Source organism: Micromonospora sp. HM5-17 (assembly GCF_003762835.1).
Taxonomy (GTDB): Bacteria; Actinomycetota; Actinomycetes; order Mycobacteriales; family Micromonosporaceae; genus Plantactinospora.
Genome location: NZ_RJWA01000003.1, coordinates 176,127 through 201,766, shown reverse-complemented (window position 1 = coordinate 201,766; position 25,640 = coordinate 176,127). Strand labels below are relative to the sequence as shown.

At 73.2% G+C, this 25,640-nt stretch carries 29 protein-coding genes; 15 read left to right on the top strand and 14 right to left on the bottom strand.

The genetic code is table 11. The annotated features are described in order from the left end of the window. Positions 1–12: 12 nt before the first annotated feature. The 5 genes from EF879_RS10335 to EF879_RS10320 all read right to left on the bottom strand — a co-directional run bounded on the left by EF879_RS10335 (position 13) and on the right by EF879_RS10320 (position 3,305). Positions 13–885, bottom strand: a complete 873-nt coding sequence (locus tag EF879_RS10335; RefSeq protein ID WP_123557296.1) for a PH domain-containing protein — start codon at positions 883–885, stop codon at positions 13–15. Positions 886–891: 6 nt separating this feature from the next. Then, positions 892–1,050, bottom strand: a complete 159-nt coding sequence (locus EF879_RS27580) for a hypothetical protein (protein WP_199736305.1) — start codon at positions 1,048–1,050, stop codon at positions 892–894. A 119-nt stretch (positions 1,051–1,169) separates the two neighbouring features. Further along, positions 1,170–1,844: a DUF6758 family protein gene (locus EF879_RS28790; protein ID WP_370375473.1), complete on the bottom strand. Its 675-nt coding sequence runs from the start codon at positions 1,842–1,844 to the stop codon at positions 1,170–1,172. 166 nt (positions 1,845–2,010) lie between these two features. Beyond that, positions 2,011–2,649, bottom strand: a complete 639-nt coding sequence (locus EF879_RS10325; RefSeq protein WP_123557292.1) for an RNA methyltransferase — start codon at positions 2,647–2,649, stop codon at positions 2,011–2,013. A gap of 74 nt (positions 2,650–2,723) precedes the next feature. After that, positions 2,724–3,305 carry a hypothetical protein gene (locus EF879_RS10320; protein WP_123557290.1) on the bottom strand — a complete coding sequence of 194 codons (582 nt, stop codon included), beginning with the start codon at positions 3,303–3,305 and terminating at the stop codon, positions 2,724–2,726. A gap of 623 nt (positions 3,306–3,928) precedes the next feature. Between EF879_RS10320 and trxA the strand changes: the two genes are divergently transcribed. The 3 genes from trxA (at position 3,929) to EF879_RS10305 (ending at position 6,167) form a co-directional block, all read left to right on the top strand. Beyond that, a complete protein-coding gene (gene trxA, locus EF879_RS10315) occupies positions 3,929–4,297 on the top strand; it encodes a thioredoxin (protein ID WP_123557288.1) in 369 nt (122 codons plus the stop codon). Positions 4,298–4,686: 389 nt separating this feature from the next. Next, positions 4,687–5,127 (top strand): hypothetical protein, encoded by a 441-nt coding sequence (locus EF879_RS10310; RefSeq protein WP_123557286.1) that lies wholly within the window; start codon positions 4,687–4,689, stop codon positions 5,125–5,127. Beyond that, entirely contained in the window at positions 5,124–6,167 is a 1,044-nt protein-coding gene (locus EF879_RS10305) for an MFS transporter permease (RefSeq protein ID WP_123557284.1), read from the top strand. Before EF879_RS10310 ends, EF879_RS10305 begins: the two co-directional genes overlap by 4 nt. Here the strand turns inward: EF879_RS10305 and EF879_RS10300 are convergent. Genes EF879_RS10300 through EF879_RS10290 form a run of 3 tightly spaced genes read right to left on the bottom strand, consistent with a single transcriptional unit; the run spans position 6,146 to position 8,567 of the window. Next, positions 6,146–6,550 carry a thiol-disulfide oxidoreductase DCC family protein gene (locus EF879_RS10300; RefSeq protein ID WP_123557282.1) on the bottom strand — a complete coding sequence of 135 codons (405 nt, stop codon included), beginning with the start codon at positions 6,548–6,550 and terminating at the stop codon, positions 6,146–6,148. The genes EF879_RS10305 and EF879_RS10300 overlap by 22 nt on opposite strands. 32 nt (positions 6,551–6,582) lie before the next feature. Beyond that, positions 6,583–7,395: a sugar phosphate isomerase/epimerase gene (locus EF879_RS10295; protein WP_123557280.1), complete on the bottom strand. Its 813-nt coding sequence runs from the start codon at positions 7,393–7,395 to the stop codon at positions 6,583–6,585. Further along, on the bottom strand, positions 7,392–8,567 hold the full coding sequence (locus EF879_RS10290; RefSeq protein ID WP_123557278.1) for a Gfo/Idh/MocA family protein: 1,176 nt from the start codon (positions 8,565–8,567) through the stop codon (positions 7,392–7,394). The genes EF879_RS10295 and EF879_RS10290 overlap by 4 nt, the downstream gene beginning before the upstream one ends. Before the next feature lie 281 nt (positions 8,568–8,848). Here EF879_RS10290 and EF879_RS10285 point away from each other — a divergent pair, with 281 nt between their 5' ends. The 4 genes from EF879_RS10285 (at position 8,849) to EF879_RS10270 (ending at position 12,849) form a co-directional block, all read left to right on the top strand. Further along, positions 8,849–9,880, top strand: a complete 1,032-nt coding sequence (locus EF879_RS10285) for a LacI family DNA-binding transcriptional regulator (RefSeq protein WP_123557276.1) — start codon at positions 8,849–8,851, stop codon at positions 9,878–9,880. 118 nt (positions 9,881–9,998) lie between these two features. Continuing rightward, positions 9,999–11,576 (top strand): Rv2578c family radical SAM protein, encoded by a 1,578-nt coding sequence (locus tag EF879_RS10280; RefSeq protein ID WP_370375472.1) that lies wholly within the window; start codon positions 9,999–10,001, stop codon positions 11,574–11,576. A gap of 127 nt (positions 11,577–11,703) precedes the next feature. Further along, positions 11,704–12,111, top strand: coding sequence for a CoA-binding protein (locus EF879_RS10275; protein WP_123557274.1), 408 nt, complete (start codon positions 11,704–11,706; stop codon positions 12,109–12,111). 252 nt (positions 12,112–12,363) lie between these two features. Further along, a complete protein-coding gene (locus tag EF879_RS10270; protein WP_123557272.1) occupies positions 12,364–12,849 on the top strand; it encodes a DUF4190 domain-containing protein in 486 nt (161 codons plus the stop codon). A 21-nt stretch (positions 12,850–12,870) separates the two neighbouring features. Here EF879_RS10270 and EF879_RS10265 read toward each other — a convergent pair whose 3' ends face one another. Further along, entirely contained in the window at positions 12,871–13,722 is an 852-nt protein-coding gene (locus EF879_RS10265; protein WP_370375488.1) for an SDR family NAD(P)-dependent oxidoreductase, read from the bottom strand. Positions 13,723–13,913: 191 nt separating this feature from the next. On the opposite strand from EF879_RS10265, the gene EF879_RS10260 reads away from it, so the two are divergent. Both EF879_RS10260 and EF879_RS10255 read left to right on the top strand, forming a co-directional pair. After that, complete coding sequence (locus tag EF879_RS10260) at positions 13,914–14,438, top strand: DUF4190 domain-containing protein (protein ID WP_123557268.1); 525 nt, start codon at positions 13,914–13,916, stop codon at positions 14,436–14,438. 36 nt (positions 14,439–14,474) lie between these two features. After that, the gene (locus tag EF879_RS10255; protein WP_123557266.1) at positions 14,475–14,891 is read left to right on the top strand and encodes a DUF4190 domain-containing protein; all 417 of its coding nucleotides are present in this window, start codon (positions 14,475–14,477) and stop codon (positions 14,889–14,891) included. Between the two features lie 51 nt (positions 14,892–14,942). Here the strand turns inward: EF879_RS10255 and EF879_RS10250 are convergent, their stop codons facing one another. Then, positions 14,943–16,010: a DMT family transporter gene (locus EF879_RS10250; RefSeq protein ID WP_123558318.1), complete on the bottom strand. Its 1,068-nt coding sequence runs from the start codon at positions 16,008–16,010 to the stop codon at positions 14,943–14,945. A 130-nt stretch (positions 16,011–16,140) separates the two neighbouring features. Here EF879_RS10250 and EF879_RS10245 point away from each other — a divergent pair, with 130 nt between their 5' ends. The 3 genes from EF879_RS10245 to EF879_RS10235 all read left to right on the top strand — a co-directional run bounded on the left by EF879_RS10245 (position 16,141) and on the right by EF879_RS10235 (position 18,850). Continuing rightward, a complete protein-coding gene (locus EF879_RS10245) occupies positions 16,141–16,872 on the top strand; it encodes an HAD family hydrolase (RefSeq protein WP_123558316.1) in 732 nt (243 codons plus the stop codon). Beyond that, entirely contained in the window at positions 16,869–17,387 is a 519-nt protein-coding gene (locus tag EF879_RS10240) for a hypothetical protein (protein ID WP_370375471.1), read from the top strand. The genes EF879_RS10245 and EF879_RS10240 overlap by 4 nt, the downstream gene beginning before the upstream one ends. 260 nt (positions 17,388–17,647) lie before the next feature. Then, positions 17,648–18,850 (top strand): Mrp/NBP35 family ATP-binding protein, encoded by a 1,203-nt coding sequence (locus EF879_RS10235; protein WP_123557262.1) that lies wholly within the window; start codon positions 17,648–17,650, stop codon positions 18,848–18,850. 48 nt (positions 18,851–18,898) lie between these two features. Here EF879_RS10235 and EF879_RS10230 read toward each other — a convergent pair whose 3' ends face one another. Both EF879_RS10230 and EF879_RS10225 read right to left on the bottom strand, forming a co-directional pair. Next, entirely contained in the window at positions 18,899–19,351 is a 453-nt protein-coding gene (locus EF879_RS10230) for a preprotein translocase subunit TatB (protein WP_123557260.1), read from the bottom strand. Between the two features lie 200 nt (positions 19,352–19,551). Further along, entirely contained in the window at positions 19,552–20,877 is a 1,326-nt protein-coding gene (locus EF879_RS10225; RefSeq protein ID WP_123557258.1) for a S1C family serine protease, read from the bottom strand. A 316-nt stretch (positions 20,878–21,193) separates the two neighbouring features. On the opposite strand from EF879_RS10225, the gene EF879_RS10220 reads away from it, so the two are divergent. Next, positions 21,194–21,817, top strand: a complete 624-nt coding sequence (locus EF879_RS10220; RefSeq protein ID WP_123558314.1) for an O-methyltransferase — start codon at positions 21,194–21,196, stop codon at positions 21,815–21,817. A 115-nt stretch (positions 21,818–21,932) separates the two neighbouring features. On the opposite strand, the gene EF879_RS10215 is transcribed toward EF879_RS10220, so the two are convergent. Together EF879_RS10215 and EF879_RS10210 are read right to left on the bottom strand one after the other, a co-directional pair. Continuing rightward, positions 21,933–23,477: a M17 family metallopeptidase gene (locus EF879_RS10215; protein WP_123557255.1), complete on the bottom strand. Its 1,545-nt coding sequence runs from the start codon at positions 23,475–23,477 to the stop codon at positions 21,933–21,935. Between the two features lie 154 nt (positions 23,478–23,631). Beyond that, positions 23,632–23,799 (bottom strand): DUF3117 domain-containing protein, encoded by a 168-nt coding sequence (locus EF879_RS10210; RefSeq protein WP_007455245.1) that lies wholly within the window; start codon positions 23,797–23,799, stop codon positions 23,632–23,634. Positions 23,800–23,990: 191 nt separating this feature from the next. Here EF879_RS10210 and EF879_RS10205 point away from each other — a divergent pair, with 191 nt between their 5' ends. Together EF879_RS10205 and EF879_RS10200 are read left to right on the top strand one after the other, a co-directional pair. Next, positions 23,991–24,815 carry a PaaX family transcriptional regulator C-terminal domain-containing protein gene (locus EF879_RS10205; RefSeq protein WP_123557253.1) on the top strand — a complete coding sequence of 275 codons (825 nt, stop codon included), beginning with the start codon at positions 23,991–23,993 and terminating at the stop codon, positions 24,813–24,815. After that, complete coding sequence (locus tag EF879_RS10200; RefSeq protein ID WP_123557251.1) at positions 24,812–25,603, top strand: enoyl-CoA hydratase/isomerase family protein; 792 nt, start codon at positions 24,812–24,814, stop codon at positions 25,601–25,603. The genes EF879_RS10205 and EF879_RS10200 overlap by 4 nt, the downstream gene beginning before the upstream one ends. Positions 25,604–25,640 lie beyond the last annotated feature (37 nt).

Sequence of the window (25,640 nt, the reverse complement as noted above, 5' to 3'; positions counted from 1 at the left end):
CCCGCCCCGAGGTCAGGCGCCGTCGTCGGCGCTGGCCTCCTCGGCCTCCTTGCCCAGCCGGGCCTCGACGGCCTGCGGCTCGTACATTTCCTCGACCACCCGCAGGTAGAGCTCGTTGGGGTTGGGGAGGTACTTGATCTCACGCAGCGCCTGGTCCTGACCGGCCGACTCCAGGACGAAGGTGCCGTAGTTCAGCGCCCGACCGAGCGGCGACTGCTCGTACTTCATGTCGGTGACCCGGAGCAGCGGCATCATCGCGACCTGCCGGGTGATGATGCCGTTGACCACCATCACCCGCTTGTTGGTCAGGATGAAGCGGTCGAAGTACCAGTCCGCCACCTTCCACGCCACCCAGCCCATGATCGCGAGCCAGACCAGGACCGAGAGGGTGGTCAGCGTGCCGCCGCCCTCGCCCGCCAGCCAGCCGGCGAGATATCCAAGCACGAAGGTGGCCACGAGGCCGATCAGCAGGGGAACGGCGAGCGATATCTTGTGCCGCTTCCACTCACCCCGGTAGCGCTCGGTGGGGAAGAGGTAGCGGGCGACCAGCGCAGTCGGCTCGTCCTCCAACGGCAGCACGCGCCGTGGGCCGAGCGGCATCCCGGAGGCGTCGACCCGAAGGCCGGCGAGCTCCTCCTCGGAGATCTCCGGGCCGTCGTCCGGATCCCGCACCCAGCCCCGCGTCCCGGCCCGGCGTGGCTCCCCGTACTCGTCGACCAGGTCGGGACCGTCCGCATAGGAGGCGCCGGCACCGTGGTCTGACCCCACGCCGAACTCCGGCCCGTCGTCGGGCCGGACCCGGGGGATCGGCTCGGTGTCCCGCTCGCGCCGTCGACGCTCGGCGTCGTCCTCGGGCTCGGGGGGCTCACCCGACGGATTACCCATGGACGGCTAGGCGACGAGGTCGGTGAAGAAGTCGCCGAAGCCCTGGGCGATGTCCATGATGCTGCCGCCCAACGACTTGAAGACGTCGGCAGCGGACGAGGGCTGGTAGGCGATGAAGAAGATCAGGAAGGCGATTCCGCCCCAGGTGAAGACCTTTTTAACCATGGCGGGCCATCCCTCCGTGCGGTGCCGGGCTACAAGCCGCGGCAAAACCCAGAGTATCAGTCGGCTGTCCAACCGTGAATAAACAGCGTACGATCTCCACCCCGCCCCGGTCGACCATCTCAGAGCCTCCCGTGCGGGCAGGGAGACGGAGCACCGTACACAAGCTCAGGTGGTGTCCACTCGGTCAGGTCGCGGAGGACGACACCGCCCGCGCGGAGGTGACCTGTGCTCGCCGGCCAGGTTATCGCATACCGCCGGGTCTCCCGAAGCATGCGAACGTGGGCGCTTCGGTCTGTCCGAGATTTGCCTGACCACAGTAGAGGAGAGCGCCGCCCGACCCGAACCCTGGCCGCGGCGACCCGCTCGGCGCGGCCCGGGCCGACCTCGGTCCGCGTCTCCGTGAGCCGTGGACCCGGGTCGATCCCCGCCGTCCCGGCGAGCCGGCAGCCCGCCCCGACGCCGGGCTCCGGGGCCACCAGCACCCGGTCCGCCGGCCCGCCGCCGAGCGACGCGGGGCCGCAGCACGCGGTGGCGGTCGCCTGGACCCCGCCGCGATCACCGCCCGCCCCACCGACCCCGGTCGTCGTCCCGCCCGGCGGGAGCGGCCAACGGCACCCGAGGGGCGACGGGGTCGCCTCCCCACCGGCCGCCGCGCCGCCATCGGTGGCGGGCCGGGCGGCGGGGGGCTCGGCGGAGATCCGGTCGACGGTGCCGGCCACGATCTCCGGCCCGGCACGCGCCACCACGAGCGGGATGGAGGCCGGCCCACGGTGCGCGTGCCGCGTGGAGTGCATGCGGCCGGGCGGCCGGACCGGACCGCCGCAACGTGGACAGCTCGCCGCAACACCCACGAGAACTACACTCGCCGTACCACTGCCCCGTAGTCAAGCGAACCGGCTCTTTTGGCCTTCCCCCGTACGCCGGGGGACATCCTCGCCCACCGGCCCCATCCGGAGCCGATCAGCCCGACGGGTCGGGCGGCGGGCCGCCGTACGCCCGGATCCACGCGTGCATGGCGATCCCGCTCGCCACCCCGGCGTTGATCGACCGGGTCGAGCCGTACTGGGCGATGGAGAGGACCTGGGCGCAGGCGTCCCGGGCCGGTGCGGAGAGCCCGGGGCCCTCCTGGCCGAACAGCAGGACGCAGCGGCGGGGCAGCACGGCGGTCTCCAGCGGCCGGGAGCCCGGCAGGTTGTCGATCCCGATCACGGGCAGGTCGTGCGCTCTGCTCCAGTCGACGAACGCCTCGATCGTCTCGTGGTGGCGTACGTGCTGGTACCGGTCGGTCACCATGGCGCCGCGGCGGTTCCACCGGCGGCGGCCGATCACGTGCACCTCGGCGGCGAGGAAGGCATTGGCGTTGCGGACCACGGTGCCGATGTTGAAGTCGTGCTGCCAGTTCTCGATCGCGACGTGGAAGTCGTGTCGTCGCCGGTCCAGGTCCGCGACGATCGCCTCGTGCCGCCAGTACCGGTACCGGTCGACGACGTTGCGCCGGTCGCCGTGCGCCAGCAGCTCCGGGTCGTAGCGCGGGTCGGTGGGTGGCTCACCGGGCCAGGGCCCCACCCCGACCTCGGGTTCGACCTCCGCACCCTCCACGGTCTGCAGAGGGTACGGCCACCCGCCGACCGGGCGATCCCAGGCCCGCCATCCGGCCCGTCGGCGTACCCCGGTCAGCCCGCCGACCGCAGCCCCAGTGCCTCCCCGAGGCGATCCAGCAGCGCCCGCTGTGCGGGTTCCACCGGATCGCCGAACGGCCGGGGCCGGCCGTCGGGACCGGCGGCCCGGCAGACCCGGGCGGCGACGGACTGCACCCACTGCCGGTACGCGGCCGAGTCGGCCGGGTCTGCGTGGCGGGTCAGGACCTGAACCGCGGCCCGGCAGGACTGGAGCAAATCCGTCAGCCCCCCGTCGGGGGAATGGGACCGGACCGGCGCCGAGTGCCCGTCGTCGGACTCGGCGTAGATGGCGGCGACCACGGCTCGGACGAGTTCGCTGTCGAAGGCGCGGCCGGCGGCGATCCCGTCCAGTCCGGCCAGCCCTTCGGCGACGGCCCGGGCGGGGTTCTCGGGCCCGGACGAGACCGCCACGATCACCCGACCCGGCAGCCGAACGAGGAGTTGCCAGTCCTCCGGCGAGTAGGGGGCCGTGGTGGTTCGCCGGACGTCGCGCACGCCGCCGGAGGGATCCGGAGCGGTGGCGCCGGCCGGGTCCGGGGATCCGGTGTGACTCATGGCGGCCTCCCGGGTCAGCATATGCCGGGCCCGCGGAGGAAATCCGGTCATGCCCTGAAAGTTCCCCACCGATCCCGCCCGGGACGGCGGACCGAACCGGTCGACCGAGAGCAACCGATCGCGCACGGTACCGATGCGGGAAACGGGGGTCGAGCGAGCGGGCGTCACGGTCGCCGGGGAACGGCACGACAACTCCCGGACGCAATGAGCGGCGGGGCCCTCCCCGGCGCCCGCCGCCCACGCTCTGTTGGGAAAGATTCTGCCCGACCCGGCCCGCAGGACAGAAGAGCCGACAACGAGATCGGGGTCACAGTTACCTTTTTGTAATGTTACTCATCGTGAGGACACGTACGCGACCCGCCATCCCATTTGTCTCCTGTTTCCGCTTGCCATCCGACACGTTCGCCGATCGGACTCCGGCTGGCCAGGGCAATCCCTGGAAACGCTCCCATAACTCTCGGTGAGCAAGATATGTCAACCGTGTTTCGGTCGACCACCTCTGCAGAGCAGGGATTGGCGTCGATGCGAGTGCCCACGTGATGCGCCCCACGATGACCGTTTCAGCCCCTCGGCGCGGGGAATTCACCGACGATGGACGAGGTTCCCAGAGGTGCACCTTTCAATTGCGTCGATCGGAGTGATCAATGGCGACCGTTGAGCTGACCGCAGCCAACTTCGACGAGGTGACCGAGCAGCCGGGCATCGTGTTGGTGGACTTCTGGGCCGACTGGTGTGTCCCGTGCAAGCGGTTCGCTCCGATCTACGAGCGCTCCTCCGAGAAGCACCAGGACATCGTCTTCGGCAAGGTCGACACCGAGGCGCAGCAGGAACTCGCCATGCGATACAAGATTCGATCCATCCCAACGATCATGGCGATCCGGGACGGCATCGTGGTCTTCGCCCAGCCGGGCGCCCTGCCGGAGTCGGCGCTCGAGTCGCTGATCGAGCAGGTGGAGGCGCTGGACATGGACGAGGTGCGCCGGAAGCTCGCCGAGCACGAACACACACACTGAACCGTCGGCAACCTGACGTGTGGTCCCGGCGTCCGCACGGCGGGACGCGGGGGGGTGACCGCCGCGCGGTTCAGGTCGAGACGCGGTTCAGGTCGAGAAAGGACGACTGCGGGCGCCACGGCGGCGCCCACCGGTCACTCGTCCTCCGGCCGGGCCCACCGGGCCCGGCCGGAGGCGTATGTGCCGTCTTTGCATCCCGCGCCGTCCGCCAGGCCGCGTGAGGCCACCGGGCGCGACCATGCCCGCCCCGCCCCCCGGCGACAGCCATGTCCGCCGCGACCCGCGACGGCGGGCGGCGCCCGGGTCCGGGCCACCTCCGACGACCCTACCGGTCCCCGACCCGGGCGGGGACGAACGAGATCGCGCCGACGGCGTAGGGTCTCGGGGCGATGGACGTGTTGACGAGTCGCGGGCGTGCGCTGCGGGTCGGCATCACCGTACTGGTCGGTGCCCTCCTGCTGGCCGGCACGCTCTGGGGGCAGGACGACCACTTCCCGTTCGGCCCGTTCCGAATGTACGCGACGTCCAACCCGCCGAACGATCCCGCACCGGACACGCGGGTCGAGGGGGTGGACGTGACCGGCGCCGTGGTCCCGCTCGACCAGGCGAACACCGGGATCCGCCGAGCCGAGATCGAGGGGCGGCAGAGCCGCTACGCCGCCGACCCGAGCCTGCTGCGGCAGGTCGCCGACGCGTACGCGAAACGGCATCCCGGCGCCCCCGCGCTGGTCGAGGTCCGCATCGTGATCCGCTGGCACGGGATACGGAACGGCCGGCCGACCGGCGACTTCGTCGACGAGACGGCGGTCCGGTGGCAGGTGCCGGCATGACGTACCGGAGTCTGGCGGGCGGGCTGACGCGGTGGCTGACCGAACCGGTGCCCCGGGGCCGGATCGCCGCCTTCCGCACCCTCGTCTACCTCTTCGTCGCCGCGGACCTGGTGATCTTCACCCCGTGGGTACGGCACAAGGCCAGCATCCCCGGCGAGCTGTACCAGCCGCTCCTGATCGGACGGCTGCTGCCGCTGCCGACCCCCACCCCCCGGCTGGTCGAGATCCTCTTCTGGGCGATCCTGCTGCTCTCGCTGGCCGCCGCGACCGGGCGCGCCCCCCACGCCCTGGGCTGGCCGGTCTTCCTGCTCTATTTCGAGTGGATGGTCATCGCGATGAGCTACGGAAAGGTGGACCACGACCGGTTCGCCTTCCTGGTGGCCCTCGCCGTCCTCCCCACCGCCGGGCCTGCCCGGCACGGGGACGCGACCCGGACCGAGGCCGGCGGCTGGGCACTGCGGGTCACCCAGATCGCGGTCGTCTGCACGTACTTCCTGGCCGCCTGGGCGAAGCTCCGGTTCGGCGGGATCGAGTGGCTGACCGGCTCGGTACTGGCCCGGGCTGTCATCCGGCGCGGCACCGAGCTGGCCGACCTGATCGCCCAGGTCCCCTACCTGCTGATCGCCGCGCAGTTCGGGATCGTCGCCTTCGAACTGCTCAGCCCGCTGGTCTTCGTGGCCCCGCCACGGTGGCAGCGGCGGGTGGTCGCCTTCTTCTACTCGTTCCACCTGATGACCTTCGCCACCATCACGATCTCGTTCGCGCCGCACCTGGTGGCGATGGCCAGCTACCTCTCCCTGGAGCGGGTCCGGCCGGTCAACTGGCTCAGGCGACGGTGGCTGCGTCCGATGGGCGCCGACGGCGCCGGTCCGGCGGGCGAGGTCGGCACCCCCGCCACGCCCCCGGACGGTGACGGGGCAGACACCCCGCCCGGCCCGGCCCGAGCACCGCGCCCGTCGACCGGACAACCGCCCGGACCGGAGGCACCCCCGGTCACACCGCCGGAGACGCCTCCGGTTCAGCCCTCGCCCGCCACGTAGCTCCGGTCCCGGGCCGCCTGCGGCAGGGCGCAGGCGGCCGTACCGCCCGGCAGCCGGTGCCGGTTGCGGGCCACCCAGCGGTAGCTCGGCCACGCCAGCGCCCGCACCGGCGGCAGCCGTAGTAGCGCGCCGAGAACGCGCCACCCCGGCCGGCTCGTGCCGAGCAGCCGGGCGATCGCGTCCGGGCCGGCCGCGCGGACGCCGTCGGGGCCGACCCACCAGACGGCCTCGTCGCACTGCTGCGGGGTCAGCCCGAGGGCGTCCAGGTCGGCGAACTGCCAGGGCAGCACCCGGACGTCGGTCGGGATCCGCCGCTCGATGAACTCCGCGCACTTGCTGCAAAAGGCGCAGTCACCGTCGTACACGAAGGTGGGTCGGTCCATGGGACCATCCTCCCCCGCCCGGACACCACCGGCTATGCGACGTGGGCGAGGTAACCGGCGAGGGTCCGCGCCAGGATCTCCGGGCCGGGACGGGCCCAGAGTCCGGCGTGGAAGACCTCGACCTCGATCGGCCCGGTGTAGCCGGCCGCCTCGACCGCCTCCCGGAACCGGCGCAGCTCGACGCAGCCCTCGCCGGGCAGCCCTCGACCGAGGAGTGCGCCCTCCGGCAGCGGGGTGATCCAGTCGGCCACCTGGAAGCAGGCGATCCGGCCCTCCCGGCCGGCCCGGGCGATCTGCGCCCAGACCTGGTCGTCCCACCAGAGGTGGTACGTGTCCACCACCACCCCGACCGCGTCGGCCGGGTACGGGGCGGCCAGATCCAGCGCCTGGCCCAGGCTGGCGACCACACACCGGTCCGAGCAGAACATCGGGTGCAGCGGCTCGATCGCCAGCCGTACCCCGGCGGCCTGGGCATGCGGCACCAGCGCCCCCACCGCCTCGCCGACCCTGGCCCGGGCCGCGTCCAGGTCCCGGCTCCCCTCGGGCAGCCCGCCGGAGACCAGCACGAGCACCGGCGCCCCGAGGGTGGCCGCCTCGTCGATGGCGCGCCGATTCTCGTCGTACCAGTCGGGAGTCTGGAAGAAGCCGCCCCGGCACAGCGAGGTGACGGCGACGCCGGCGTCGCGGACCAGAGCCGCGGTCCTGTCCAGGCCGTACGCGGCGGTCTCCTCCCGCCACAGGCCGATCTGCCGGACCCCGGCGGCGACGCAGCCGGCGACCAGCTCCGGGATCGGCCAGTACTTGGCGGTGGCCTGGTTGAAGGAGAACCGGGCCGGGACGGTCACGCCGCCCCGCCGACCAGCTCAGGGATCTCGATCCGCCGGCCCTCACGGGCAGAGCGCAGGCCGAGTTCGGCCAGCTGCACCCCGCGGGCACCGGCCCAGAGGTCCCAGGTGTACGGCTCGTCCGCGACGACGTGCCGGAGGAAGAGCTCCCACTGGACCTTGAAGCCGTTGTCGAACTCCTCGTTGTCTGGCACGACCTGCCAGTGTGACCGGAAGTCCTCGGTGACCGGCAGGTCCGGGTTCCAGACCGGCTTCGGTGTGGTGGCACGGTGCTGGATCCGGCAGTTGCGCAGCCCGGCGACGGCGCTGCCCTCCGTGCCGTCCACCTGGAACTCGACGAGTTCGTCCCGGTAGACCCGGACCGCCCAGGAGGAGTTGATCTGGGCCACGATCCGGCTGTCCTGGCCGGGCCGCTCGATCTCGAAAATGCCGTACGCGGCGTCGTCGGCGGTGGCGTCGTAGCGCTCGCCGGCCTCGTCCCAGCGCTGCGGAATGTGCGTGGTGACGTACGCGGTCACCGAGGTGACCCGGCCGAAGATCTGCTCCAGCACGTAGTGCCAGTGCGGGAACATGTCGACGGTGATCCCGCCGCCGTCCGCCGCGCGGTAGTTCCAGGAGGGCCGCTGTGCGGGCTGCCAGTCACCCTCGAAGACCCAGTAGCCGAACTCGCCGCGCACCGAGAGGATCCGGCCGAAGAACCCACCCTTGACCAGGCGGTCGAGCTTGCGCAGCCCGGGTAGGAAGAGCTTGTCCTGCACGACGCCGTGCTTGACGCCGGCGGCGTCGGCGAGGCGGGCCAGTTCGACCGCACCGGCCAGGTCCTCCGCGGTCGGCTTCTCGGTGTAGATGTGCTTGCCCGCCTCGATCGCCAGCTTCAGGGCCTTCTCGCGCTGGGCGGTGACCTGGGCGTCGAAGTAGATCTGCACGTCCGGCCGGGCCAGCGTCGCGGCCAGGTCGGTACTCCACTCGGTCAGGCCGTGGCGGTCGGCGATCTCCCGCAGCTTCGCCTCGCTGCGGCCGACCAGCACCGGTTCGGGCCAGAGCCGGGTCCCGTCGGGCAGCGGCAGGCCGCCCTGCTCGCGGATGGCGAGCAGGGACCGGACCAGGTGCTGCCGGTAGCCCATCCGGCCGGTCACGCCGTTGAGCACGATGCCGATCGTGGTACGGGCCATACGTCGCCTCCTCAGGCTGCTGATCCGCGCCGCGCGACGGTGGGGTGGGTGGGATGGTCGGCGAACGCGGGGGTCGGAGCGCGGAGTTCCGGTGCCACGGGAATCCGGTAAGCGCTTTCCCGCGTACGCTACCGATCAGGTTCTGGTTCGGGCAAGGGGAGGTCAGGTCGGGTCCGCTCCGGTCCATCCGGTCTCCGGTCCGGCGCACCGGACCCGCTGGTCGCGCCGCGCTATCCTCGACCAGCAACCGGTCACCGGCGGTCGGGGAGGGACTGGAGGCCATGGCCACTCTGGCAGATGTCGCACGGCGAGCCGGTGTCTCCCCCGCCACCGCGTCCCGAATCATCAACGGCAGCCCGAAGCCGGTGACCGAGGCGTTGCGGGCACGGGTCCTGGCCGCCGTCGAGGAACTCCAGTACGTTCCGAACGCCCACGCGCAGCAACTCGCCCGCAACCACCGCAGCGCGGTCGGCGTGATCGTGCACGACGTCTCCGACCCGTACTTCTCGGAGATCACCCGGGGGCTGCAACGGGTCGCCACCGAACACGGCCGCCTGGTCATCATCTGCAACACCTACCGCGACCCCGAGAAGGAGCTGGAGTACGTCGAACTCCTCCGGGCCAACCAGGCCGCCGCGATCATCCTCGCCGGTTCCGGGTACCACGACGAGGAGTTCACCCGCACCCTCGACGCCAAGCTGCGGGTCTACCAGGCCACGGGGGGCCACGTGGCGGTGATCGGCCGGCACGAGCACAGCGGCCACGCGGTGATCCCGGCCAACGAGGCCGGCGGCCAGCTCATCGGGGCGGAGCTGTTCCGGCTTGGCCACACCCGGATCGGGGTCGTCGCCGGGCCGCGCCACCTCACCACCACCAGCGACCGGCTCAACGGGCTGCGTCGGGCCGCCCGACAACATGGACGCAAGCTCTCCGCCCGACAGATCGTCTACGCCGACTTCGACCGCTCCGGCGGCGCCAGCGCGACGGCGACGCTGCTCGACACCCAGCCGGACGTCACCGCCATCGTCGCCCTGAACGACTCGATGGCGATCGGGGCGCTGGCCGTGCTCCGGGAACGGGGCATCGACGTACCGGGGCGGATCAGTGTGACCGGCTTCGACGACATGCCGATCGCCCGGGACGTGACCCCCGCCCTCACCACCGTCCGGCTGCCGCTGGCCGACATGGGGGCCCGGGCGATGACGCTCGCCCTGCAACCGCCGGAGCCGTTGAACACGCCGCACATCGAGCACGTCGACGCCGAACTCATCCGCCGGGAGAGCACCGCGCCGCCCCCGCCGGACCCGCGCTGACGGCCGGCCCGGCAGAGCGAAGCCGACCGCGGGACCGCCGGAGCGGGAGCCATCGGACCTGCGCAGACGCCTCCTGACGGCGCGTCGCGGTTGCACGGCTTGTCGAACATGTGTTCGAATGGTCGCCATGCGCTGGGACAACCTGTCGTCGGCCACGCACGGCGGCCCCGGAGACCCCCCGGAGGCGGCGCCAGCGGCCCCACCCCTGCCGCTGGCGCTGCCCGGCGCCGTCACCCGCACCTTCGACACCCCCGGCTTCGCCGGCATGACCTTCTACGAGGTGCGGGCCAGGTCGATCATCAACCGGGTGCCGGGCGCCTCCCGCGTCCCGTTCGAGTGGACCGTCAACCCCTACCGGGGGTGCAGCCACGCCTGCGTCTACTGCCTGGCCGGCGAGACCGAGATCCTCCTCGCCGACGGGCACACCCGGCCCCTCGCCGAGCTGCGGGTCGGCGACGAGATCTACGGGACCGTCGCGCAGGGCAACCACCGACGCTACGTCCGCACCGCGGTGCTGGCCCACTGGTCGACCGTCAAGCCGGCGTACCGGATCACGCTGGAGGACGGCACCACGCTGACCGCCAGCGCAGACCACCGGTTCCTCACTCCACGCGGGTGGAAGCACGTCACCGCCGCCCCGCCGGGCGAACCGCCCCGGCCCTACCTGACCATCACCGACAGCCTGCTCGGCATCGGGCGGTCAGGGCCGACGACCGGCGACCCCGAGCGATGTGGCGCCGGCCAGGCCACGGCCGCCCCGCTCGACGGGACGATCCTGAGCAGCCGGACGGCGCTACGCGTCCGCCGCATCGAGCCGCAGGGGCGAGAGCTGCGGCTCTACGACATCACCACCGGGACGGGCGACTTCATCGCCAACGGCGTGGTCAGCCACAACTGCTTCGCCCGCAACACCCACACCTACCTCGACCTCGACCCCGGGCGCGACTTCGACACCCGCGTCATCGTCAAGGTCAACGCGGGCGAGCTGCTCCGCCGCGAGCTGGCGGCGCCACGGTGGGGTGGCGGGCACATCGCCATGGGCACCAATGTGGACTGCTATCAGCGGGCCGAGGGCCGGTACCGGCTGATGCCGCAGATCCTGGCCGCGTTGCGAGACTTCGCCAACCCGTTCTCGATCCTGACCAAGGGCACCCTGATCGTGCGGGACCTGCCGCTGCTGCGCCAGGCCGCGGAGGTGACCCAGGTCGGCCTCTCCCTCTCGGTCGGCTTCGTCGACGAGCGGATGTGGCGGGCGGTCGAGCCCGGGACGCCCAGCCCGCGGCGGCGGCTGGACGTCGTCCGGACGCTCCGCGACGCCGGGTTCGCGGTGGGCGTCCTGATGGCGCCGATCCTGCCCGGGCTGACCGACACCGACGACTCCATCGAGGAGACGGTGGCCGCGATCGCCGCGGCCGGGGCGGTCAGCGTCACGCCGCTGCCGCTGCACCTGCGCCCCGGCGCCCGGCAGTGGTACGCGGCCTGGCTGGCCCGCGAGTTCCCCGGGCTGGTGCCGCGCTACCGGGAGCTGTACGGCGCGGGCTCCTACCTGCCGCAGGCGTACCAGCGGGAGGTGACCGCCCGGGTCCGGATCGCCGCGCGGCGGTACGGCCTGCACCGTCCGGCCCCGGGCGAGACTCGCCAGGTGCCGCCGGACGCCGCCCCGGCACCGGCCGTCGAGCAGCTCAGCCTGCTCTGACCGCCGGCCTGTCGACGCCGGGTCCGCGACGTCGCGGGTGCCCTGCTCGGCGGGCGCGTGACTCCCCCATCCCTGCCGCTGGGTACGTGCCGGCGTTGCGCGGGGCCGGCGGAGCTACAGTCGCGGGATGCGTACCCCGCAGCAGATCCTGGCCGACGCGGCGGTGATCGCGGTCGTCGGTGCGTCGCGTGACCCGTCGAAGCCGGCCCACACCGTACCGCTGCAGATGCAGCGGTACGGCTGGCGGATCGTCCCGGTGAATCCGCAGGCGGACGAGCTCTTCGGGGAGAAGGTGTACCGCTCCCTGGCCGAGATCCCGCATCCGGTCGACCTCGTCGACGTGTTCCGGCCCGCCGAGGACGCGGTCCAGGTGGTCCGGGAGGCGGTGGCGATCGGCGCGCCGGCGGTCTGGCTCCAGCTCGGGATCGTCTCGGCCGAGGCCCGGCGGATCGCGGAGGAGGCTGGGATCGACTACGTCGAGGACCGCTGTCTGGCGGTGGAACGCGCCGCCGGCGGGCTGTCCCGGCGCGGCTGAGCTCCGCGACGGCGCCGCCCGCCGCGTCCCTCCGCTCCGCGAACAGCCTCGTCGCCGCCGGCCCGATCGCACTGCCGGCCCGATCGCGCCGCCGGCCACGCCCCCTCGCCCACCTGCCCGGGCGGGCCTGCCGGCCGTGGCTCCCCCGGCACGCCCGACGGTCTCCCCGGTCGACACGGCCGGCTATTGCCGCAATACCGGTAAAAGCCGACATCACCCGGTAGCGTTCTGGGCGAGGAGGGGAGAGTCCCGATGAGCTACCCAGGGCCCGGCGACCCGCAGGATCCGCAGGAGTCCCCGCAACCGCCGGGCCAGTCCTCAGGGCAGCCCGGCGGACAACCGGGCCCGCAAGGACAGCCGGGTGCGGGGCACCAGCCGGGCCCGTGGGGCCCGCCCGGCGGGTACGGCCAGTACGGGCAGCCGGAGCAGCCCGGCCCATACGGTGGCTACGGCCGGTACGGACAGTCGGGCCAGTACCCCCAGCCCGGCCCGTACGGCGAGCCGCGCGGCTACAACGTCCTGGCGATTCTGTCGCTGGTCTTCGCGTTCGTCTTCGCCCCGGCCGGCATCGTGCTCGGGCACCTGGCCCGGCGGCAGATCGCGAGCAGCGGCGAGCAGGGCGCCCAGCTCGCCCTCTGGGGTCTGATCCTCAGTTACGTCTTCACCGCGCTGTACGTGATCTTCTGCTGCGGCTGGCTCGCCCTCGCGATCTGGGCCGGCTCCGACGGGACGTACTAGCCTCCGCCGGACGGCGGCCGGCTACCGGAACTCGGCTTCCCGCACGCTGTTGCCACCGTCCACCACGAGCATCTGCCCGGTGATGTACGACGCCGCCGGCGAGCAGAGGAACGCGATCGCGGCGGCCACCTCGTCGGGCGTACCGGGACGGCCGGCCGGTGTGTCGAGCCCCTGCTTCAGCTCGGTCATGGTGGACGCGGCGGTGTAGATCTTCCCCGGCGCCACCGCGTTGACCGTGACCCCGTCGGCGATCATCTCCAACGCGAGGGCCCGGGTGAACCCGACCACGCCGGCCTTCGCCGCCGCGTACGCCGCCTCGGTCGGCAGGGCGTTGACCGGGCCGGCGGTGGCGGCGAGGTTCACGATCCGGCCCCAGCCCCGCTCCGCCATGCCACCGATGAACGCCCGGCTGCACAGGAAGGCGGTGGTCAGGTTCCGCTCGATCTCCCGATGCCACTCGTCGTAGCTGAGCTGGCCGACCGGCCGGAGCACCTCCGGGCTGGTTCGGCTCGCCAGCCCGGCGTTGTTGACCAGGACCTCGACCTCACCGAGCTGGTCGACGATGGCGTCGGCGAGCGCGGCCACCTCGGCCTCGTCGGTCAGGTCGGCGACGAAGCCGGTCGCGCCCAACTCGCTCGCCCGGTCGTGGATCCGTCGGGTGGTCGAGACGATCGCCACCCGGGCACCCAGCCCGCAGAGTCGCCGCGCGGTCGCGTACCCGATCCCGTCCGGGCTGCCGGCCCCCGTCACGAGCGCGACCCGGCCGTCCAGGCGCATCGTCGCCGGTTCGTCGTCCGCGATCGGTCCGAACCGGAGGGTGTCGGCGCCCGCCGGTATGGCGTTCGCCACGCCGGTACGGCTGCGGCGGGCCAGAGCGGGGCGCGCGGCGTCCCGGCGGGACCGGCTGTCTGCCCTGTCCCCGGCGCGGGCGTCAAATACCATGCCCGCGATCCTGCCCTGTTCGGACGATCCGGGCAATGCCGGACCACCGGCCGGGACGGCGAAACTGGCGCAGGGCGACTACCCTGACGGCGCATCCCGCACGGACGGAGTGAGCATTTCAGATGACGGATCCCCAGCCGAGTACCTACTCCAGTGATTCCTCCTGGCAGGCCCCGTCCGTCGGGGGAGACCCGAACCCGACCGAGCCGACGATCCCGCAGGAGACGGTGTACCAACCGGGTTACCCGGCCGAGTCGAGCGGGTCGGCAGGCTACCCGACGAGCGGCAACCCGTCGGCCGCCGGTCCGCCCCCCGGAGTCGGGTACCCGGGCTACCCCGGCGCCGCCTACCCGGTCGTCGTGCCGCCGCAGGCGAACGGGATGTCGATCGCCGCCCTGGTGGTGAGCATCGTCGGCATGCTCGGCATCTGCGCGTACGGCCTGGGGGGATACCTCGGCATCGTCGGCGCCATCCTCGGGCACATCTCCCGCAAGCAAATCCGGGAGCGCGGTGAGGGCGGGGACGGACTCGCGCTGGCCGGAATCATCGTCGGCTGGATCGCCGGCGGTATCGCGATCCTCGCCACCATCGCGATCATCGTGATCATCGTGATCAGCGTGAAACAGGGATCGAGCTACGACAGCTAATCCCCCCGCTGAACGTTCCGCCGACAGGAGGCAACCGTGCAACCGGACAACCCTGCCGACCCCACCCACAGCCTCGACAACGGGCCGGACGCCGCACCGTCCGGCGGGCCGTACGCCGGTGCGCCCGAGGCCGGTGCGCCGCAGCCCGCCTGGACGCCCGGCCCTCCGCCCTACGTGGTCCGCCGGCCCACGAACGGCATGGCGCTCGCCTCGATGATCACCGGGATCGTCGGCCTCCTGAGCTGCCCGTTGCTCGGCGTGGTCGCCCTCTACCTGGCCAGGCGCGCCCGGGAGGAGATCCGGACCAGCGGTGAGGAGGGCGAGGGCTTCGCCACCGCCGGCATGGTCCTCGGTTGGATCGGCGTCGCCCTGAGCGTGCTCACCATCCTGCTCGTCCTCGGCTACCTCGGCGTCGTCGGCGCGGTCATCTTCTCCACGACCCAGACGGGGTGACCTCCGGCGGAGCCCCGCCCCGCCGGTCCCGGTCCGATCGTTGGCCCGAGGTCACCGGTCCGGCGCCGGCACCGGGGGCTCCGCCACGGATCCGCCCGGCGTCCCCGGCCCGGCATCGGAGTTCACCGGCCCGGGGCGGGAGTCCCGTGGCACCGGCCCGGGATCACCGACCAACGGGCGGTGCTCGACGGCGGCGTCGGCCGCCGCGCGGCGGGCGGCCCGGGCCTCGGCGTGCAGCACGACGGCGACCCCGGCCAGCAGGAGAAGCAGTCCGGGCAGCGCCGCCGGCCGGGGCACCTGGTCCAGCCAGAGCCAGGCGAGCAGCGCGGCCCCCGGCGTCTCCAGCAGGAGGAGCACGCTGATCGTGGTCGCCGAGATCCGCCGCAGCGCGTAGTTGAACATCGAGTGCCCGAGCAACTGGGCACCCACCACCAGGCCCAGCACGGCGAGCCAGGTCGAGGCGGGGAAGCCGGCCAGCCGTACACCCCCGACCAGGCACACCAGGAGCAACGCCGTTCCGCAGGTGCCGTAGCAGATGGTGGTGTACGTCACGGTACTGATCGTCGTCCGGGCCCGCTCGCCGAGCGCGGTGTACACCGCCGCCGCGATCCCGCCGCCGACGGCGAGCAGGTCCCCGAGCACCGCCCGGGTCGACCCGACGTCGAGGTCGGCGCCCACCGCCCAGACCGCGCCGAGCACCGCCACACCAATGCCGAGCCAGCCCGCCGCGGGCAGGCGCCGGCCCTGCCCGAGCGCGATCAGTCCCTGCCAGACCGGCTGGGTCACCACCAGCGCGGTGGCGGTGGCCACCGAGGTCAGCTGGGCGCTCGGCATCCAGGTCCCGAAGTGCACGGCGAGGGCGAGGCCGGCCAGGACACAGAATCCGGCGTCGCGGCGGCCCGCACGCCGGGCGAGCGCCCGGAACTCGTGCCGGCGACGGATCAGCGCGAACGGTCCGAGCAGGCCGACGGAGATGACGTTGCGCCAGAAGGCGACCGCCAGTGCCGGGGCGGCGGCGTACGCGATCAGCGGCGCGGACGACGAGACCGCGGCGACGGCGAGTGCCACCGCTCCGAGGCTGAGCGGGTCGATCGGGGCGCGAGACGGCGGACTGACCACGGAAAAGATCCTCACATGTCACGCGGGGCCACCTTCTGATCAACAAGGCGTTAGCATCGGCCGGTCTCACGTCCGCTCAGTTCCCGGTCCGGAGGCTTGCTCCCCCATGCCCAGAAACCGGTACACCAGGCTGCCCGCGTACCGCGCGGTGCTCTTCGACTTCTTCGGCACCCTCACCTGCGCGACCCGGCGCGGCCGGCACCACGCCGACGTCGCCGCGCTGCTCGGCTGCCCGCCGGACGTCCTCACCGACGTCCTCGACCGGTCCTTCTACCTCCGCGCCAGCGGGGCGCTCGGCGACGCGGTCGACACGCTGCGCTGGGTCTGCGAGAAGGCCGGTGGACGGCCGGAGAGCGCCGACCTCGTCGCCGCCGCCGACTCCAGGATCGAGGCGGTACGGGCGGACACCCGGCTCCGCCCCGAAGCGGTGACCGTGCTCCGCGCCGTACGCCGCCGAGGCGTTCGGACCGCCCTGGTCACCGACTGCACCCACGAGCTGCCCGCGTTCCTGCCGAAGTTGCCGGTGGCGCCGCTGCTGGACGCCCGGGTCTTCTCGGTGGAGGTCGGCACGTGCAAGCCTGACCCGGCGATCTACCTGGCGGCCTGTCGCCGGCTCCGGGTCACGCCCGCCGACTGTCTCTACGTCGGCGACGGCGGCAGCCAGGAACTCACCGGGGCCACCCGGGCCGGGATGACCGCGGTGCGGTTGGCGGCGGCCGATCTCGACCGTCACCTCGTGTTCAACGGTGACCGGGGCTGGCGGGGCCCGGTGCTCGGGTCGCTGGCCGAGCTGCCCGACCTGCTGGACGGCGTCCGGTCGGGTACCGCGCCGCCGCCGCGTGCGGCAGGATGCGGGACGTGACAGACAGCGTTCCCGACCCGGCCGGATCGGCGCTGGTCGCGGAGGCGATCAGGAAGGCGGCCGTGGCCTGGGTGGCCGTCGACGCCCGTCCGGCGGTCGCGCTCTGGTGCCTGCCGCTCGACGATGCCCTGTACGTCGTCACCGGCCCCGGCGAGCAGGCCGCGCCGGGGCTCGCCGAGGCCCGGACCGCCGAGGTGACGCTCCGCGGTGACCACGGGGGGCGGATCGTCACCTGGTCGGCCGAGGTGACCCGGCTGACGCCGGAGAGCCCCGAGTGGACGACGGTGGCACCGCAGCTGGCGGCCAAACGGTTGAACGCCTCCGGGAGTCCGGCCGAGGTGGCGCGCCGGTGGGCGGCGGACGGGTGCGCCGTCAACCGGCTCGCCCCCGCCGGGCCGGTGATCGCCGCCGGTCCCACCCTGCCCGACGACTCCCTCGCCGCACCGCCCCGGGCAACCCCCGCCGTCCGGCGCACTCCGCGGCCGTTCCGGCTCCACCGGGTACGCCGGCGCTGAGCCGCGCCGGCCGGGCGGCCCGCCCCGGGGCGAGCGGTCGTCCGCCGCGCACCTCACGGGGCTCCGCCGCGCACCTCAAGGGGCCAGGTGCGCGGCGAACCGCCCCGATCGTCGCACCAGCGCCGATCGGCGTCCACCGAGAGCCGCCCCTCATCGCAGAACGGGCGAAGTACCGACGTACCCGGCAGGTCGTATCGGTTCGCCCACACCCCGCCATCGGCCACGACCGGACGGCACCCTCGGCGACGTAGCATGGCGGCATGTCTGCTCCTGCCGTACCCGGCCCCCACGCCGCCGCGTCCGTGCCCGGCCAGGACGCCCGGTCCGCGAGCGCCGTCGAGGAGGCGGTGCGGGCCGCGCTGGCCACGGTCGACGACCCGGAGATCCGCCGGCCGATCACCGACCTCGACATGGTGCGCTCCGTCACGGTCGACGCCGACGGCACCGTACGGGTCGAGCTGCTGCTCACCGTCGCCGGCTGCCCGCTGCGGGAGAAGCTGCGTACCGACGTCACCACGGCGGTCGCCGCGGTGCCCGGGGTGACCGGGGTCGAGATCGAGTTCGGGGTGATGAGCCCGGAGCAACGGCAGGCCCTACAGGCCCGACTCCGCGGCGGTGCGGCCGGCCCGGAGCCGGTGATCCCGTTCGCCCAGCCGGGCTCCCGGACCCGGGTCTACGCGATCGCCAGCGGCAAGGGCGGGGTCGGCAAGTCGAGCGTCACCGTCAACCTGGCGGCGGCGCTGGCCGCCAGGGGCCTCGCGGTCGGGGTGGTCGACGCGGACATCTACGGCCACTCCGTACCCCGGATGCTCGGGGTCGACAGCCGGCCGACCCGGGTCGAGGACATGATCATGCCGCCCCAGGCACACGGGGTGAAGGTGATCTCCATCGGCATGTTCACCGAGGGCAACGCGGCGGTGGTCTGGCGGGGCCCGATGCTGCACCGGGCGTTGCAACAGTTCCTCGCCGACGTCTACTGGGGCGACCTGGACGTCCTCCTGCTGGACCTGCCGCCCGGCACCGGCGACGTCGCCATCTCCGTGGCCCAGCTGCTGCCGAGCGCCGAGATCCTGGTGGTGACCACGCCGCAGACGGCGGCGGCCGAGGTGGCCGAGCGGGCCGGGGCGATCGCCCTGCAGACCCACCAGCGCCTGGTCGGGGTCGTCGAGAACATGTCCTGGCTGGACCTGCCGGACGGTTCCCGGATGGAGGTCTTCGGCTCCGGTGGGGGCGCGGTCGTCGCCGAGTCGCTGACCCGGGCCATCGGCGCCCAGGTGCCGCTCCTCGGGCAGATCCCACTCGACACGCGGGTCCGGGAGGCCGGTGACACCGGCACGCCAGTCGTTCTGGCCCAGCCGGAGTCGTCGGCGGCGCGGGCGCTGACCGCGGTCGCCGAACGGCTCGCGGTCCGGCGCGAGTCGCTGGTCGGCAAGCCGCTCGGTCTCCGCCCGGCCGGTCGCTGACCCCGGGCGTCCACGTCACCGGGATCAGGCGGGTCGGCGCCGCCAGGCTCAGGTGGCGTCGATGTCGTACCGGCGCTGCGGCGGGGTCGGGCCGGCTCCCGTAGCGGCCGGCGGGGTCGGACCGGTGCCCGTCGAGGTGCTTTCCGAACCGGTCGAGGAGCGGATGTCGGCCGCCGCGGCCACGTCGTCCAGTTCGCGGCGTACGTCGGTCAGGTCCGCGCGCAGCTTCTCGTAGGCGCCCTGCAACGGTTTGCGGATCGCCGCCTCGTCCTCCTCGCTGAGCAGGTGCTTGCGGATGAACGCCTTCGGGTGCAGGTCCTCGAGCGTGATGTCGGTGCCCAGTTCCCGGCTGAGGTCGCTGGTCGCGTTCTGGGCCATGTTCCGCAGGTTGCGCAGCATCCGGAGCCCGTCACTGATCACGTTCGGCAGTCGGTCGCCGAAGATCAGCAGGGCGACCAGCAACAGCGCACCGATCTCCCACCAGTTCAGGTTCTCGAACACGTACGCCTCCTCACGCCGACCGAGGCAAGAGTACGCACGACGACGTGACCCATGGGAGGGGGAGGCGACGACCGGCGGGCTTCGCCGACGTCCACCCGGCCATCGCCACACCGCCTCCTGTCCACGGCGGCGCGGGCCACCGGTTGCCGGCGCGGCCCACGCCGGCCAGGGTCACCGCTACTTCTACTTCGCGTCTACTTCTACTTCGCGTCCGCGGCGAGGGTCACCGACGCCGACCGGGTCTCCGACCCGCGGCGGTACTCGATGGTGACCACCGAGCCGGGGGCGTACTTGCGGACCAGGGCGATCAGGTCGCTCGGCTCCTCCAGCGGCCTCCCGTCGAGCCTCAACACCACGTCGCCGGCGCGCAGCCCTGCCTGGGCCGCCGGGCCGGCCGGGTCGACCGCGGAGAGTCGTACGCCGCCGGTACCGCCCTGCCGGGTGCCACCGACCTGCGCACCGATCACCGTCCGGCGAGCCCTGCCGGTGTCGATGATCTCCTGGGCCAGCCGCTTCGCCTGGTTGATCGGGATGGCGAAGGCCAGACCGACGTTGCCGGCGGTCTCCTCGTCGGCCGCCGGAGTCTGGATCACGGAGTTCACCCCGATCACCCGCCCGGCGCCGTCGACCAGCGGCCCACCGGAGTTGCCCCGGTTCACCGCGGCGTCGGTCTGGATCGCGGCGTAGTACCGCACCTGCCCACCCGGATCCCCGTTGCGGAACGTCCGGTCCAGGGCGCTGACGATGCCCGCGGTCACCGTGTTCGCCAGCGACAGCGGCGTGCCGAAGGCGAGCACCGGGTCACCGACGGCAACGGCGTCGGAGTCGCCGAACTCGACCGGCTTCAGGCCGGTCCGGGCCACCTTGATGACCGCGATGTCGGACTCGGGGTCCTTGCCGACCACCTGGGCCGGAGCGGTGGAGCCGTCGCTGAAGACGACCGTCGCGGACTCCGTACCGACGCCGATCACGTGGTCGTTGGTGACGACGTAGCCGTCCTCGGTCACCACGAACCCGGAGCCGAGTCCGACCCCGCCGTTGCCGCTGACCCGTACCGTGACGACGCTCGGCAGCACCCGCTCGGCCACCCCGGCCAGCGAGTCGGGTGGTCGCTGCGCGATCGCCGGCGGTTCCGCCCCGGTCGATCCCAGCGCGGTGGTGCCGGCCACGCCGCCCCGGACGGCGAACGCGTACCCGAGCGCACCGCCGAGCGCACCGGCCAGCAGCGCGGTCAGCAGCGACACCAGGAAGACCGACCCGAGTCCCCGGCGCCGTACGCCGTCCGGGTCGCTGACCGGTTCAGGCGCGCTACCGCCCGCCGAGCTTGGCGGGACCTGTATGACCACCGCCGTGGGCGTCCCCGGATCCCGCCACGGGTCGTGCAGCGCGTCCGACCACCAGGGCAACGACGCCGGGTCCGGAACGCCGGCGGAGCCCGCCCGCGTGCCGATCGTCGGGCGCGACGACGGCGCGTGCCCCGGCGTCGCGGTCCCCTCGGGCTGGCGCCAGTTCCAGCCGTCCGTCACGTTCGATGCCTCCCAGTCCGTCCCGGTCCGGACGTCGCGGGTGGGCGGGGCGACCGCTTCCGGCCGCAGCGTCCGGGTTCCGCATCCAGCATCGCACGGATGGCCGAGTACCGGTCACCGCTTGTCCCCGGCCACCGGACCGCCCCTGCCGATCACGGGGCAGCACCTCTTAGGCTCATACTCGCAACCGTCCCCCCACCGGCCCACCGCCTGCCGCAGCACGTTCCGCCACCCGGCCGTCCGCCCGCGCCAGCGACCCCTGTCCCCTGCCGTCCGGAGGTGCCCCATCGCCACGGTCGACCGGTCAGTCAGCGCCCTGACCACTCAGGCACTCCAGTTCGCCGAGACGTACGTCGCCGAGGACCTCGTCCTACGCACCGCACGCAGCCTCGCCACCGAGGTCGGACTCGACGCGGTGACCCCCGGCGTCGGCGCGACGTTGCGGTTCCTGGCCGCCGCCGGCAGCGCCCGGGCGGTCGTGGAGATCGGCACCGGCACCGGGGTGAGCGGCCTCTGGCTGCTGCGGGGGATGCGCCCCGACGGCATCCTGACCACGATCGACGTGGAGGCCGAACACCAGCGGATCGCCCGCCGTATCTTCCAGGAGGCGGGCTTTCCCTCGGGCCGTACCCGGATCATCAGCGGCCGCGCGCTGGACGTCCTCCCCCGGCTCGCCGACGGCGCCTACGACCTGATCTTCGTGGACTCGGAGGTGGCCGAGTACAGCGCCTGCGTCGAGGCCGCGCTGCGGCTGCTGCGCCCGGGCGGCATGCTGGCGCTGCACGGCGCGCTCGCCGCCGGCCGGATCGGCGACCCTGCGGCCCGGGACGTGGAGACGGTGACCGTCCGCGAGGTCGTCAAGGCCATCCGGGAGTCGGAGGAGTGGACACCGGCGTTGCTCCCCACCGGAGAGGGCCTGCTGGTCGCGGTGAAGCGCTGAGCGCGACCGACCCGGCGGTCGGACGACGGGCGGCCGGGATGGACCGGACGGCCGGCGGCCCGGACGACAGCACCGGCGGCCCGCCGGCCGGGATCGGGTCGGGCCCGGCCCGACGTCAGCCGGTGTGGTCGGCGAGCCAGCGCAGCAGGGTGCGTACGCCCCAGCCGGTGGCGCCCTTGACCAGCTCGCCGTCGTGGCTGTCCGCCCAGGACGGCGCCGACATGTCCACGTGCACCCAGCGGTCGCGCAGTTTCCCGGTGAACTCGCGGAGGAAGAGGGCGGCCACCACCGAGCCGGCGCCCTGGTCCGGCGCGCTGAACACGTCGGCGATCTCGCTGCCCAGGTACTCCGCGTAGTCCGCCGGGAGCGGCATCCGCCAGGCCCGCTCGCCGGCGGCGTCGGCCGCGCCCAGCACCGCCGCCGCCAGCTCGTCGTTCTCGCTGTAGAGCGCCGCCGTACGCTTGCCGAGCGCGACCGCGTTCGCCCCGGTGAGGGTGGCGAGGTCGACGAGAACGTCGGGCGCCAGCCTCTCGACGGCGTACGCCATCGCGTCCGCCACCACGAGCCGGCCCTCGGCGTCGGTGTTGGTGCTCTCGCTGGTGATTCCGCCGTAGTGCCGAATCACGTCCCCCGGCCGGTACGCCGAGCCGCTGAGCATGTTCTCCGCGAGCGGGGCGAGGGCGGTCACCCGGACCGGGAGGTTCAGCGCGGCGGCACCGAGGGTCGCCGCCACCACCGCGGCCGCGCCACCCATGTCCTTGCGCATCAGCTTCATCCCCTCGCGGGGCTTGATCGCGATGCCGCCGGTGTCGAACGTGATGCCCTTGCCGACCAGGACCACGTGCCGGCTCGCCTCCGCCGGCCGCCAGCTCAGCTCGACCAGCCGGGGTTCCCGGACCGAACCGCCGCCGACCGCGAGGATGCCGCCGAAGCCCTCGGCGACGAGCCGGTCGGGTCCGCGGACGTCGAGGGTCAGCCCCGGCCGCCCGGCGGCGGCTGCGGCGACCTGCTCCGCGAACCAGGCGGGGCTCTTCACCGAGGAGGGCATGTTGGTGAGGTCGCGGGCGAAGCATGTCGACTCGGCGACCACCCGCGCGGCGGCGAGCACGGCCCGGTAGGGCTCCGGGTCCGAGACCGCGAGGACCACCTCGGCGAGCGTGGCGCCGTCACCGGCTCCTCCGTCGCCCGGATCCGCACCGTCCCCGGCACCACCGTCGCCGGCGGCGGTCCCGCGCCGCTCCTCCTCGGGCAGCCGGAACCGGTACGACGCCAGCCACAGCCCCTCAGCGAGCCCGCGTACCGCCTCCGGGCCGGCCGCCGCCGGCAGGGCGAACGTGATCGAACTCTCACGTGTGGCGGCCCGGGCCAGAGCCGCCCCGGCGGTCCGCCACCCGGCCTCGTCCCCGGCGCCCACCCCGACCAGCAGGAGCCGGGTCGGAGTACGCGACGGCCGGATCGACCGGTGCACGGTGCCGGCGTCACCGGGGTGGTCGAGGTGCGGAAGCAGCGCCGCGGCCTCGGCGGTCAGTTCGGCGGGCAGGCCGGCGCCGGTCGGCCCGTACAGGTCCGCGTCCGCCGGGTTCGACTCCCCAGCGGGCCGGACCGGCAGGGCCAGGGCATCGCCCTCGACGGGACCACCTACCAGACGGATCGACAGCACGCGCCACTACCCCCAGATGATCGTGGATGAACCCGGCGGGGCGGGGTGTCGCACGCCCGGCCGACATCACAGGCCTGGGCCACCGGCATCACCGGTGGCCCAGGGCTGATGAACTTCCCCGGGTGTCACGCCGCCCGGAGGGGTTGTCGTTCGCTCAGCCGGCGGCGGCCTTCAGCGCGTCACCGAGCGCGTTGGCCTCGTCGGGAGTCATCTCGACGACGAGCCGGCCACCACCCTCCAGCGGAACCCGCATGACGATGCCCCGGCCCTCCTTGGTGACTTCCAGCGGACCGTCGCCCGTCCGCGGCTTCATCGCCGCCATTTCGTCTCCCCTCAGACCTTCACCAGGGTCGGTGGGTTACCCCACGTCCTTTTGCGTCAGCATCACCGCGCTCAAGACCCGCGGTGCCGACCAACGATTTTCCCTGATGAACACCGCCGGACCCAAACCGAACCAGTACCGATGTAACAGCACCTAGCATATCTTGAGGAGGGGTGTCACAATGTGCGGTCATGCAGGCACGGTCGGCACTCTTCGACCTGTACGGCGACTACCTCCGGTCCCGGGGTGGGCGGGCTCCGGTCTCCGCCCTGGTGAAACTCCTCTCCCCGCTGGGCATCGCCGCCCCCGCGGTCCGCACCGCCGTCTCCCGGATGGTCCGCCAGGGCTGGCTGCGCCCGCTCCGCCTCGCCTCCGGACCGGGTTACCTGCTGACCCCGAAAGCAAACCGGCGCCTGGACGAGGCCGCCGCACGCATCTACCGAACGACGAAAATCGGCTGGGATGGGCGGTTCGACCTGATCGTCCTCTCGTCTCCCGTCAACCGGCGTGACCGGGAACGGCTCGCCGCCAACCTCGCGTACCTCGGCTACGGCCGGCTCGACGAGCAGACCTGGATCGCGACCCGGGCCGGCGAGGACGTCGACGGGCTGCTCACCGAGGCCGGCGTGCGCTACGAACGGTTCACGGCCGCGCATGCCGCCGGCACGGCGGGGGCGATGGCGGTGGTACGCCGGGCCTGGAACCTGGACGAAATCGCCAAGGCGTACCAGGACTTCGTCGCCCGGCAGCGTCCACTCCTCGCCGCCGTCACCGTACGCAGCAGGGACGAGGAGGCGTACGCGGCGCGCTTCCGGCTCGTACACGCGTGGCGTACCTTCCTCTTCCGAGATCCGCAGCTGCCCCCCGCGCTGCTGCCGCAACGATGGCCGGGCAGTAGTGCGGCGGCGTTCTTCGACCGACACGCCGCCCGGCTCCGCCCGGCGGCCGACCGATTCGTCGACCGGTGCCTCGACAGTGCCAACCGGGCCGCCCGACAGAAGGGTGCACGTCAGTGACCGAGTCCTTGCTCGTCGACCGCTCCGACGCCGTGGTGACGGTGACGCTGAACCGGCCCGAGGCGATGAACGCGCTGGACACCACGCTGAAGGAGGCGTTGCGCGACACCCTCGCGGAGCTGGAGCACGACCGGTCCTGTCGGGCGGTGGTGCTCGCCGGCGCCGGCGACGCCTTCTGCGCCGGGCAGGACCTGCGCGAGCACGCCGCCGTCCTCGACTCCGGCAGCAGCGACCCACTCGGCACGGTCCGCACCCACTACAACCCGATCGCCGCACGGCTGGCCAGCCTGCCGAAGCCGGTGGTCGCGGCGGTCCGCGGCATGGCCGCCGGGGCGGGCGCCTCGCTGGCCTTCCTCGCCGACTTCCGGATCGGCGGCCCCCGGACCCGGTTCCTGCTGGCCTTCGCCAAGGTCGGGCTGGCCGCCGACACCGGCGCGTCCTGGTCGCTGCCCCGGCTGGTCGGCCACGCCAAGGCGGCCGAGCTGTTGATACTGGCGGAGCCGGTCACGGCCGAGGAGGCGTACCGGCTCGGCCTGCTGACCCGGCTGGTGGACGACGACGCGCAGGTGCTGCCGGCCGCCCAGGAGCTGGCCGCCCGGCTCGCCGCCGGCCCGACCGTGGCGTACGGGGCGATCAAACGGCAGCTCTCGGTCGGCGACGCCGGCACCCTGTCGGAGGCGTTGGCCGCCGAGGCCCAGGCCCAGACCATCTGCGGCGCGACCGCCGACCACCGCGCCGCCACGGCCGCGTTCGTGGCGAAGCGCCGGCCCACCTTCGAGGGACGGTAGGTCGCGCGACGGCACGGTGTCGGTTATCCGACACTCG